This is a genomic window from Streptomyces sp. NBC_00448 (assembly GCF_036014115.1).
GTDB lineage: Bacteria > Actinomycetota > Actinomycetes > Streptomycetales > Streptomycetaceae > Actinacidiphila.
In genome coordinates, this window is sequence record NZ_CP107913.1 from 2,861,176 (window position 1) to 2,872,737 (window position 11,562).

Below are 11,562 nucleotides of genomic sequence, written 5' to 3' on the forward strand. Positions count from 1 at the left end.
CCCCTGGCTGCTGAATCGGAAATGCGTTTCATGGCACCACGCGGCGGCGCGTCCCGTCAACGTGACGGACCGTTGCCTTCACCACTCCCCCGCGGGCGCTGCCGCCGGCCCCTCCACCGCCACGCGAGCCGAGCAGGCCGCGCGAGCCGCCCCCGCGACGGCAACCGGCGCCCGGCGCCCGCTACTCCCCGACCGCGAACCGGTACACCGTCGACCGCCTCGCCGCGAACCCGAGCCGCTCGTAGAGCCGGTTCGCGGCGGCGCGTTCCGGGCGCGAGGTGAGGTCGACGCTGCGCGCCGGCCTCCCGCGCGAGCCCCAGCGCGTGCCCGGTCAGCGGCGCCGCGACCCCCTGGCCGCGCGCCGCACCGTCCACCACGACGTCCTCCACGCGCCCGCGCAGGCCGGAGGCGAGCGGCGGCGGCACCAGCACCAGCACCAGCACCAGCACCAGCACCAGCACCAGCACCAGCACCAGCACCAGGGTGCCGACGATCTCGCCGCCGGACCGGGCGACCAGCACGGTGTTGGTCTCGCAGCTCACGATCCGCTCGACCGCCTCGTGGTCCAACGGCCCCAGGGATGCGGACAGTTGCGGCAGCAGGCGGCCGAACGCCGCCACCACCTCCGGGCTCGCGGACCGTACGGCCTCGACCTCGACCTCGACGCTCATGCCGCGGAGCCTCTCTACGCCCGTCACCCATACGTGCCCGATTCCGCCGCCCGCGTATCTCCGGCCGCCGGCGCCCGTGCGGGCGCGCCCGCACGTGTGGCGCGGGCGGGGAGCCGGCAGGTGGAAGGCGGTCAGGGCTCGGGCGGTTGGGCGATCCGTCCATGCGGAGACCCGACTCCGCTCGGCCCGGTGGGCGGCGCCGACACCGACTGGGCGGTCACGCACCCGCCCCTGCCGATCCCGTCGGCGACCACGGCGCCGGGCGGCGGGACCGTCGACGCCCTCCGGCTCCCCCGCCGGCAACCGGTGAACCTCGCCAGTGGCGGCGCCGGCTGTCCACCGGCGGCAGATGATCTCGCGCCGTCACGACCCGCGGTGGAACCCGCCCCCTGCTTCCCGCCCTCGCGCCGAGGACGGGAAGCAGAGGACGGGAAGCAATCGACGGCTGCCCGCCCGGGCCGCGTTGCGGCTCCCGGGTGCGACGTCCCGGTCCGCTCGCGAACCCTTGACAGAGGCGTGCCGTCGGCGGACTCTATGGCAACGTTGTCAGACGCGTTGTGCTGCACGTCTGCCCCGTTCCCGTGCTCAACTGCCATGGAGTCGCCGCGCATGTCGAACCCGCCTGCCCGCCCCTCGCGTCACCCTTCGGGCTCCTCCTCGGGCTCTCCCACGGCCGGCCCCTCGGGCCGTCCCTCACGTCGTTCGGTGGTCACCGCCGGTTCCACCCTGCTGGCCGGCTTCGGCCTCGGGCTCGCGCTGCCGGGTACGAGCTTCGCCGCCGGCGCGGCGAAGCCGGGCAGCTCGGCCGGCAAGGCCGAACTCGCCGCATACCGGCCGATATCCGTCTCCTCCACCGACTACGCGCCCACGCCCGGCGCGTTCGTCGTCGACCGGCTCAACTCCGCCGGCGTCAAGGGCAGCGGCTGGCGCGCCGCCGACGGCGACCCGCAGTGGATCGCCGTCGACCTGGAGGGCGACTGCGACGTCACCTCGCTGCGCCTGACGTTCGAGGCGAAGGAGGGCGACCCGGTCTTCCTGGAGGGGCCGAGCGGCAACCGCTGGGACGGCACCACCGGCCAGGAGATCCTCTCCAGTTACGCGGTGGACTTCGTCGTCGAGACCTCCCGCGACCACACGTCCTGGACCAGCCTGTACCGGACCGGCGCGGGAACCGGCGGCGTGGTCGAGATCGCCCCGGCGACGCCGGTCACCGCGCGCTGGGTCCGGCTGACCGTGCGCAAGCGCTCCAGCGCCAACCCGCTGGGTCTGAACGGCTTCGAGGTGTACGGAACCGCCCGCGGCCACCGCCCCGGCGCCACCGGCTGGACGGACTGGGGCAGCCACCACCACACCCCGCCCGCCCTCAAGGCCGCCGACGACGGCACGGTGCCGCTGGAGTCCGGTTGGACGCTGACCCTGGACGACTGGGCCGGCGCGGACGGCGCCCGGCTCTCCCGTACCGGCGTGGACGACAGCGGGTGGCTGCCCGCGACCGTCCCCGGCACCGTCCTGACCTCGCTGGTGGACCAGGGCAAGCTGCCCGACCCGGTGGCCGGGATGAACAACCTGCACATTCCCGAGGCGCTGTCCCGCCACTCCTGGTGGTACCGCCGCGACTTCGACCTGCCGCGGGCCCTGCGCACCGGGGCCGGCCGGCACGTCTGGCTGGAGTTCGACGGCGTCAACCACCAGGCCGACATCTGGCTCAACGGCAGCCAGGTGGCCACGATGGCGCACCCGTTCGCCCGCTCCGCCACCGACGTGACCGGTCAACTCGCCGCCCACGGAGGGCAGGTGCTCGCGGTGCGGATCACCCCGATGCCGGTCCCCGGCAGCCCCGGCGACAAGGGCCCGCTGGGCCAGTCGTTCGTTGACGCGGGGGCCGGCCAGATGAACCTCAACTCGCCGACGTACCTGTCCGCTTCGGGCTGGGACTGGATGCCGGCGGTACGCGACCGCGCCGCCGGCATCTGGAACCACGTCCGGCTGCGCTCGACCGGCCATGCCGTCATCGGGGACGCCCGGGTGGACACGAAGCTGCCCGGCCTGCCCGCGACGGACCGCGCGGAACTGACCGTCACCGTGCCGGTACGCAACGCCGACACCGCCGAGCGGAAGGTCACCGTCACCGCGTCGTTCGGCACCGTGCAGGTCTCCCAAGCGGTCACCGTGGCCGCGGGCGCCACCACGGACGTGGTCTTCGCACCCGACGCCTTCGCCGCCTTGCGGCTGCGCGACCCGAAGTTGTGGTGGCCCAACGGCTACGGCGACGCCGACCTGCACGACCTCACGCTCGTCGCGTCCGTCGGCGGCCAGGAGAGCGACCGCCGCACCACCCGCTTCGGCATCCGGCAGTTCGGCTACGAGGGCGACCTGCCGGTCGCGTTCGGCGCGAGCACCGACGCGTACACGCAGCCGGTCGCCCTCGACAAGCAGCAGGCCCGGTACGTGCGGATCAAGTGCCTGACCCGGGCGACGGGTTGGGGCTACTCGCTGTGGACGCTCGCGGTCGTCGACAGCGCGTCCGGCACCGACCTGGCCCTGCACAGGACGGCCACCGCGTCCTCCACCGAGGACGGTTCGGGCAACGGGCCCGCGAACGTCACCGACGGCGACCCGAACACCCGCTGGGCGTCGGCCGCCCAGGACGACGTGTGGATCGAGGTGGACCTCGGCTCGTCCGTCGCCTTCGACCGGGTCGACCTCACCTGGGAGCAGGCGTACGCGAAGTCCTACGTCGTGCAGGTGTCCACCGACGGCTCGACGTGGACCGACGCCAAGGCGGTCGACAACACCGCGGTGCCGCTGCCGTTCAACGCCGGTGACGCGAGCCTGCAGACCGAGGACTTCGACCGCCGCACCGCCCGCTACGTCCGGCTCGCCTGCGCGACCCGGGCCACCGGCTACGGGTTCTCGCTGTGGACCCTGTCGGTGATCGACAGCGCGTCCCCGGACACCGACCTCGCGCTGCACAGGACGGCCACCGCCTCCAGCACCGAGGACGGCTCGGGCAACGGGCCCGCCCACGCCACCGACGGGGACCCGAACACCCGCTGGTCCTCGGCCTACCAGGACGGCCAGTGGGTCCAGGTGGACCTCGGCTCCGCCGTCCCCTTCGACCGGGTCGTCGTCCTCTGGGAGGCGGCCTACGCGAAGACGTACACGATCCAGACCTCCGACGACGGCACCACGTGGACTGACGTGAAGTCCGTGGACAACTCGCCGCAGCCGCTGCGGATCAGCGTCAACGGCGTGCCCGTCTTCGCCCGAGGCGGCAACTGGGGCTACGACGAACTCCTGCGCCGGATGCCCGCCGAGCGGATGGACGCGGCGGTCCGCATGCACCGCGACATGAACTTCACGATGATCCGCAACTGGGTGGGCAGCAGCGACCGCGAGGAGTTCTTCGCGGCCTGCGACGAGCACGGCATCCTGGTCTGGAACGACTTCCCCAACGCCTGGGGCATGGACCCGCCGGACCACGACGTGTTCAACGCCCAGGCCCGGGACACCGTGCTGCGCTACCGCATCCACCCGAGCGTCGTCGTCTGGTGCGGCGCCAACGAGGGCAACCCGCCCGCCGCGATCGACGACGGCATGCGTGCCGCGGTCACCGGCCTGGCCCCCGGCACCCTCTACCAGAACAACTCCGCGGGCGGCATCATCACCGGCGGCGGCCCCTACAACTGGGTCGAGCCGGCGAGTTACTTCGACGCGTCGACGTACGGCAGCCACAGCTTCGGCTTCCACACCGAGATCGGCATGCCGGTGGTGTCCACCGCGGAGAGCATGCGCCACCTCGTCGGCGACAGCCCCGAGTGGCCGATCGGCACCGCCTGGTACCACCACGACTGGAGCACCAACGGCAACCAGCAGCCGCAGCACTACGCGACGGCGATCGAGGACCGCCTCGACACCGCGAAGGACCTCGACGACTTCGCCCGCAAGGCGCAGTTCGTCAACTACGAGAACACCCGCGCCATGTTCGAGGCGTGGAACGCCAACCTGTGGCAGGACGCCACCGGGTTGATGCTGTGGATGTCCCACCCGGCGTGGCACAGCACGGTGTGGCAGACCTACGACTACGACTTCGACGTCAACGGCACGTACTACGGCGCGCGCAAGGCGTGCGAGCCCTTCCACGTCCAGGCGGACGCCGTCAAGTGGCAGGTCACCGCGGTCAACCACACCGCCGGCGCGCTCAAGGGCGCGATGGTCACCGCCAGGCTGTACGACCTGGCCGGCCACCAGTTGGGCGGCACCCGCACCGCGAAGGTGGATGTCGCGTCCTCCGGCACGGCGCCGGCGTTCACCGCGGGCTGGACGGACGGCCTGCCGGACCTGCACCTGCTGCGGCTGGCCCTGACGGACGCCAAGGGCCGCGTGCTGTCGGAGAACACGTACTGGCGCTACCGCGAGACGGCCGACATGAAGGCGCTCAACCGGGCCCCGCAGGTCCGGGTGTCGGCGGGCCTCGGCCGGGTCACCCGCTCCGGCGGCCGCTCGCAGGCGACGGCGACGGTCGCCAACCGCGGCGGCGCGGTCGCGGCGATGGTCCGCCTCTCGCTGCTGGACGACCGGAGCGGGCAGCGGGTGCTGCCGACGCTGTACGGCGACAACTACCTGTGGCTGCTGCCCGGTGAGTCCCGCACCCTCACGCTGTCGTGGCCCGACGGCGCGCTGCCGTCGGGCCGTCCGGCGCTGCGGGTGGACGGCTACAACGTGCCCCGCACGGTCGCGCGCGGCTGACCCGGGACCGGTGCACCGACGGCCAGGAGCGGGCCGGTCGCCGGCCGCGGATCAGTCCGTGTTCGGGTGCACGATCTGCCACTCCTGGTCATCGGTGTCGGTGCAGTTGAAGAGGGTCAGCATGGTGTTGTCGCCGCCGGTGCTGCTGCCGGACACGTCCAGGCACTTGTTGTCGCTGGCGTAGTTGCGAATCCAGTACGCGCCGTCGGGCTGCTTGTCGATCCACCACAGCTGGTTGTCGGCGGTGGTGCCGTTGCAGGCGAACTCGGTGATGGGGGTGGTGATCGGCTCCGCGCCGAGGTTCGGCAGGTCCATGCAGAGCCGGTCCTTGTCGTTGCGGATCTGGAACAGCTGGGTGCCGCCGGGGCCCAGCTTGGGGTACCGCACCTCCAGGTCCCACAGCTGGTTGTCCGTGTCGTCGCCGATGCAAGTGAACTCGTTGACCGGGCCGCCGGACTTGCCGTCGTCGGCGCCGGGGAGGTCGGCGCACTTGTTGGTGGTGGTGTTCCGCAGCAGCACCCTCGTCGCCGGCACCGGACTCTTCGGCTTCTTCTTGGCCGGGGCGCCGCCCCCGCCCCCGCCACCGCCCGCGGTCGGGTTGGTCGTCGGGGCCTGGGTGGTGGGCGGTGTGGTGACGGGGGTGCTGGGCGCCGGCGGCGAGGGGGTCAGCGTGGCGAAGCCGGCCGGGTTGACCTTCGCCGTCGCGAGCGAGCCGACCGCGGGCTTGTGGGTCAGCCAGATCATCGTGAAGGCGACCGCGAGACCGAGCAGCGCGCAGAAGGCGGCGGCGATCCAGCGCGGCAGGAAGCCGCGCTGCACGTACCTCCCGTCGACGCTGAGCGGCATCGCCCCGGACCGCGACACGTCCAGCGTGTACGGGCGTTGCTGGCTGGAGCCGAACCAGATCATCTGCCGCGGCCTGAGCGTCGTCTTCACGAACGCCGCCCGCCCCGGCTCGATCTGCACGTTGGCCGGGTGGATGTCGTAGGCGAGCTGGTCGCCGTTGTCGGTGCCCCTGATCGAGGCGGTGAGCTTGGTGTTGCCGATGTTGTCGACCGCGAGCCGGGGCCTGCCGCGGAAGCGGCCCTTCACGGTCGGCGGCACGATCTCGGCGCGGACCTCGGTGAACGGCGTGATGGTGAGGTTGCCTTCGGGAACCGTGGTGGCCTCGGGGCTCTCGGTGGGGACGACCCGGATCGCGTACGGGTTCGGGCCCGCCGTGGCGTCCGGGGTGCGCGGCGGCGTGAAGGTCAGCAGGATCGAGTCCGTGGTGCCCGGGTAGAGCCGCAGCAGCTGCGGTTCCACCTGGACCCAGGGGGCGATGCTCCCGACGGGCTCGAAACGGTACTCGTCCACCACGTCGCCGGTGTTGCGCACCCGCAGTCGTACGGTGGTGCTCCCGCCGGGATCGACGGTCGCCGACGCGGGTTCCAAAGAGGTCCAAAGGCTCACTTGTCCACCCTAGGATCAGCCGGCCCCCTCGTCAGCGGCCCCATGGGCAGTAATCCGCAGCCGCGGGGGCGAGGACGTTGCCCTTCCGTCCGCCCGGCAACTCCCTCCGGCTCCACCGGCCTTGTCACGTGGGGGAACGTGGGGTGGAACGCTCCCCGGAGCCCGGCCGGCGCGGGCCGCCCGCGAAGGCGACGATCTCGTCGAGCCCGGGCGCGTATCCGTCCGTGGTGTCCACCTCGATCCAGGGCACGTCCAGGGCGACCCGGTCGAACGCGTCGTGCCGGACCGCGTGCGCCGCCGGGTCCTGCGGCGGGCCGCTCTCGTGGGCGCGCCGCACCGGATTCGCCGCGAGCCGCAGGCGGGTGCGCTCCAGCGCCACGCTTGCGCGGACCGTGCAGTGGACCACGCGGACGTCGGCCGTCGTCAGCAGCGGCGTCAGGCCGGGCCGCCACAGACGGTCCTGGTACGCCGCCTCCGCGACGGTCGTCACCCCGGCCCGCAGCAGCAGTTCGAGCACGCCGAAGAACGCCGGCAGCGTGCGCGTGTTCAACTCGTCCGCCGGGCCGGGCACATGACCGGGGGTGGCGTGCACCATGCCTTCCTTGATCTCGTCGCGGCAGACGGCCGGGCACCCCACCGCGCGGGCGATCGCGTGCGCGAGCGTGGTCTTGCCGGCTCCGGGCGGACCGCTGACGACGATCAGCGTCGGGAGGGCGGCGGGAGGCGGCGCGGGGTCGGGGGGCGGTGCGGGCACGGGAGCCGTGGGAGGTGTGGGAGGTGTGGGAGGTGTGGGCACCCGCTCAGGGATAGCAGACGGGGCGGGCGAGCCGGATCGGATCGGACCGGGCCGGATCGGGCGGATCGGATCGGATCGGGCGGGGTCCGCTCAGGTGATGGGGTCCGCTCGGGTGGCGGGGTCTGCTCAGGTCAGCAGGCTGACGAGGCGGTCGCGGATCTCGTCCTTGCCCGACACCGGCTTCGGCTCCAGCTTGTCGTCGTGCGCCGGGTCCCGGGTCAGGAGGTGCAGCCGGCCGCCCTTGCGGGCGAGCACCAGGTCGGTGCTGGCGCCCGCGATCTCGGCGGACCCCTCGGCGGTGTACTCCACGAGCGTGAGCAGCGCGGCCCGCTCCGCACCGGCGAGCAGGTCGTCGGCGCCGAGGCCCGGATCGGGCTCGGCCGCCTGCCCGCGGGGCAGCCAGTCCACGAGGATGCGCACGGCCTCTTCGAGCTTGTAGAGCCCGATCTGGTGCACGCCGAGCGCGTCGATCCGCACCATCAGGCAGATCCGCTCGGGCTGCGGGAGCAACAGGATGCGCCACGGCTCCCCCGCGACCGTGCCGGTCGTACGGGCGTCGAGCACCCGGCGGGCCCGCTGCTGGAACGCCACCGCGATGCCCAGGTCCCCGCGGACCTGGACCTGCTCCCCGTCACCGGCCAGCAGCAGTTCGCGCGCGGCCAGGGAGCGGACGGCCTCGGCCAGTTCGTCGTCCGACGGCCGGGCCTCCAGGAAGTCCACGACCGCGTCCACGGCGGTCAGTTCGGCGATCGTGTACGCGCCGAGCAGTACCGGCCCGGTGTTCACCAGGCTCACCACGGCCGACACCAGGCCGGACGGGACGGACGCCTCGCCGGGTCCGGGCGAGGCCGGGGTGCTCGGGTCACCAGGAGCGCCCGGGTCACCGGCCGGGTCCGGCTCGCCGGCCGGGTTCGGCTCGCCGGCCGGGTTCGGGGGTCCGGTGGGCGGGAGGTCGTCGCGCTCGTCGCTCATGAGGGCCCTCCTGTCTGCCACGTGCCTTGCGCGGGCGGCTCGTGCGTCTCGCGGAGCACCCGGGCCGCGACCTGCGACGGTGCCTGGGTGACCCACACCTCGGAGTTGCCGAACAGCCCGCGCCCGCCCCGGCCGGTCAGCGCCTGGCCCAGCTCGCCGCTGAGGTCCGGCCGGTCCGGCGGCGGGAAGTGAGCCGCCAGCTCCTTCGACACGGCGGTGATGTCGTCGCTCTGCTCGATCCGGCGCAGCGTCCGCGTGAGCGTCTGCGCGACCGGCGGGGTGAGCGTGGTGGGCACGGCCACCACCGGTGAGAGGTACATCGGGTGCCGCTCGGTCATCCGCGACAGGCCCCAGGGGCCGACGTTGCTGCCCGTGAAGCGGTACTGGACGTAGTCCATCAGGTGCCGCAGGTCGTCCAGGCTGGGCTTCTTGCTGCCGCCGAACGCGGCCGGGGTCTTCTCCAGCTGCACCCAGGTGCCGTTCACGGTGCGGCCGTGCAGCTTCTCCCGGACCACGTGGCCGCGCATCCCGAAGTCGGGGTAGCGCTTCTTGTCGATGTCGCGGTGGTGGCTGGACAGCCGCGCGTGGTTGCCCTTGCCGGCCCGCCACTTCTCGTACAGCTCCGGGTCGTCGACCAGCACGTGGCCGCCGCGCAGCACGTCGCGCAGTTGCGGGACCTGGAGGCCGTGCTGCTCCAGGTCGTCGAGGATCACCGCCTCCTCGGGGCTGAGCCGGCCGGCCGCCTTCACCAGGCCCCTGCGGTACTCGCCCGCCCGTGCGGTGATCTCGATCATGAGCCGGACCCTGCGGCGCACCAGTTCGGCCAGTGCGTCGGCGGCACCGCCGGAGACGCCCCCGGCGGGGGCGTCCGCGGCACCGGCGGCCCGCCCTCCGTGCGCGGTGAAGGCCTGCCTGAGCTTGCGCTTCATCTGGCCAGTACAGCACGACAACCGGCACCGCGCAGAGGTTGCGAACGGGGCGACCGGCGCTATGCTGCGGCGCTCGCCATTACCCGGCGGTAGCCGCGATTACCCCGGGTAACTCCGATGCCGCCACGGTCGGCGGCCGCCGATACCCGTCGCCGCCCGCCCGGCACCCACCGCGACGCCCGCCGCCGGAACCCTCGCGTGATCCAGCTCACAGCGCCCGGCCGCCCTCGCACCCAACTACCGCGAGGCGCAAGGGCGTTGCCGCACACCGTCAAGCAGACCCCAAGAACTGCTTTGAATGTCCCAAAGCCACCGTGTTAACTGTCGGACGTGAAGATATCCGTGCACCCTGAACATGGCATGAGCACTCCGCTCGTGTCGCGTCTGCACGTCGATCTCTGCCGCTGCATGTCCGCGGTCTGTCGCCGCACCGCCTGAACCTCCCCGGCGCCACACCCGCGCAGCAGCGCATCCCCTCGCCCTCCCCCGCCCCGGCCGCACCCGTGCGTGCCGGCCCGCGGTCCGGCGGGCACCCGCTCCCGCGCGCGTGGCGGCCGGCACCTCCCGTCCCCATCCCCACGCCATGTCAGGAGTGCGTTCGTGTCCGCGAACACCGCCGCCGGCAGCACCGGTCCGGCCGGACCCCGCAGCCGTTCCCTGCCCAAGGTCCCGTTCTGGGCCCAGATAGTCACCGGCCTCGTCCTCGGGGCCCTGCTCGGCTGGCTCGCCCGCGGCCAGGACATCAGCTGGCTCACCACCACGCTCGACAAGATCGGCAGCCTCTTCATCCAGCTGCTGAAGCTCGCGGTGGGACCGCTGGTCTTCTTCGCGATCCTGGTGTCGATCACCAACCTGCGCAAGGTCAACAACGCGGCCCGGCTGGCCGCCAGGACGCTGCTCTGGTTCATGATCATGTCGCTGATCGCGGTCGCCATCGGCATCGCGATCGGCCTGATCACCAACCCCGGCTCCGGCACCGGCCTCACCGCCAAGGACGGCAAGCTGCCGCAGCACTCGGGCTCCTGGATCGACTTCCTCACCGGCATCATCCCGACCGACGTCATCACGCCCTTCACCGAGCTGAACGTCCTGCAGATCGTGTTCATGGCGGTGATCGCCGGCATCGCGGTGCTGAAGGTCGGCGAGCGGGCCAAGCCCGTCCTGACCCTGAGCGAGGTCGTCCTCGAACTGCTGCAGACCGCCCTGTGGTGGGTCATCCGGCTCGCGCCCCTGGGCACCGTCGGCCTGATCGGCTACGCCATCGCCTCCTACGGCTGGGACCTGATCGGCAAGTACGCGACATTCACCGCCGACGTCTACGTGGGCTGCGCGCTGGTCCTGTTCGGCGTCTACCCGCTGCTGCTCGCGACGGTCGCCAAGGTCAACCCGCTGCAGTTCTTCAAGGGCGCCTGGCCCGCGATCCAGCTGGCGTTCGTGTCCCGCTCCTCGGTGGGCACCCTGCCGGTGACGCAGAAGTCGGCGGAGCGGCTCGGCGTGCCGAAGACGTACACCTCCTTCGCGGTGCCGTTCGGCTCGACCACCAAGATGGACGGCTGCGCGTCGATCTACCCGGCGATCGCGTCGATCTTCGTGGCGCAGATCTTCGACGTGCACCTCGGCGTGCAGGACTACGTGCTGATCGCGTTCGTCTCGGTGGTCGGCTCCGCGGCGACGGCCGGCCTCACCGGCGCGACCATCATGCTGACGCTGACCCTCTCCACGCTCGGCCTGCCGCTGGAGGGCGTGGGCCTGCTGCTGGCGATCGACCCGATCCTGGACATGATGCGCACCGCCACGAACGTGGCGGGCCAGATCGTGGCGCCGATCATCGTGGCCGCGCAGGAGGGCATCCTCGACCGCGAGGCGTTCGACTCGGCGACCGCGTCCCCGGTCGACGACATCCGGCACGACCAGGATCAGGACCAGGACCAGCCCCTGGACCGCGAACTGACCGCGGCCGTCTAACAGCCGCCCGGCGGATCTCCGTGGAACA

At 72.5% G+C, this 11,562-nt stretch carries 7 protein-coding genes; 2 read left to right on the plus strand and 5 right to left on the minus strand.

Features of this window, described 5'->3' with window-relative positions; genetic code table 11:
* Positions 1–56: 56 nt before the first annotated feature.
* Positions 57–671, minus strand: coding sequence for a GNAT family N-acetyltransferase (locus tag OG370_RS12180; RefSeq protein WP_328463453.1), 615 nt, complete (start codon positions 669–671; stop codon positions 57–59).
* A gap of 705 nt (positions 672–1,376) precedes the next feature.
* Here OG370_RS12180 and OG370_RS12185 point away from each other — a divergent pair.
* Positions 1,377–5,420 (plus strand): discoidin domain-containing protein, encoded by a 4,044-nt coding sequence (locus OG370_RS12185; protein ID WP_328463454.1) that lies wholly within the window; start codon positions 1,377–1,379, stop codon positions 5,418–5,420.
* Positions 5,421–5,471: 51 nt separating this feature from the next.
* Here the strand turns inward: OG370_RS12185 and OG370_RS12190 are convergent, their stop codons facing one another.
* The 4 genes from OG370_RS12190 to OG370_RS12205 all read right to left on the minus strand — a co-directional run bounded on the left by OG370_RS12190 (position 5,472) and on the right by OG370_RS12205 (position 9,569).
* The gene (locus OG370_RS12190; protein ID WP_328463455.1) at positions 5,472–6,872 is read right to left on the minus strand and encodes an RICIN domain-containing protein; all 1,401 of its coding nucleotides are present in this window, start codon (positions 6,870–6,872) and stop codon (positions 5,472–5,474) included.
* A gap of 124 nt (positions 6,873–6,996) precedes the next feature.
* Entirely contained in the window at positions 6,997–7,626 is a 630-nt protein-coding gene (locus OG370_RS12195) for an AAA family ATPase (RefSeq protein WP_328463457.1), read from the minus strand.
* 168 nt (positions 7,627–7,794) lie between these two features.
* Positions 7,795–8,640 (minus strand): collagen-like triple helix repeat-containing protein, encoded by an 846-nt coding sequence (locus OG370_RS12200; protein WP_328463459.1) that lies wholly within the window; start codon positions 8,638–8,640, stop codon positions 7,795–7,797.
* Positions 8,637–9,569, minus strand: coding sequence for a hypothetical protein (locus tag OG370_RS12205; RefSeq protein ID WP_328463461.1), 933 nt, complete (start codon positions 9,567–9,569; stop codon positions 8,637–8,639). The genes OG370_RS12200 and OG370_RS12205 overlap by 4 nt, the downstream gene beginning before the upstream one ends.
* Before the next feature lie 600 nt (positions 9,570–10,169).
* Here OG370_RS12205 and OG370_RS12210 point away from each other — a divergent pair.
* Positions 10,170–11,534 carry a dicarboxylate/amino acid:cation symporter gene (locus tag OG370_RS12210; protein ID WP_328463463.1) on the plus strand — a complete coding sequence of 455 codons (1,365 nt, stop codon included), beginning with the start codon at positions 10,170–10,172 and terminating at the stop codon, positions 11,532–11,534.
* Positions 11,535–11,562 lie beyond the last annotated feature (28 nt).

Excerpts from the sequence above, each read along its gene's own strand:
- OG370_RS12180 (WP_328463453.1), bottom strand. The coding sequence starts at position 671 with ATGAGCGTCGAGGTCGAGGTCGAGGCCGTACGGTCCGCGAGCCCGGAG.
- OG370_RS12200 (WP_328463459.1), bottom strand. The coding sequence starts at position 8,640 with ATGAGCGACGAGCGCGACGACCTCCCGCCCACCGGACCCCCGAACCCG.
- OG370_RS12205 (WP_328463461.1), bottom strand. The coding sequence starts at position 9,569 with ATGAAGCGCAAGCTCAGGCAGGCCTTCACCGCGCACGGAGGGCGGGCC.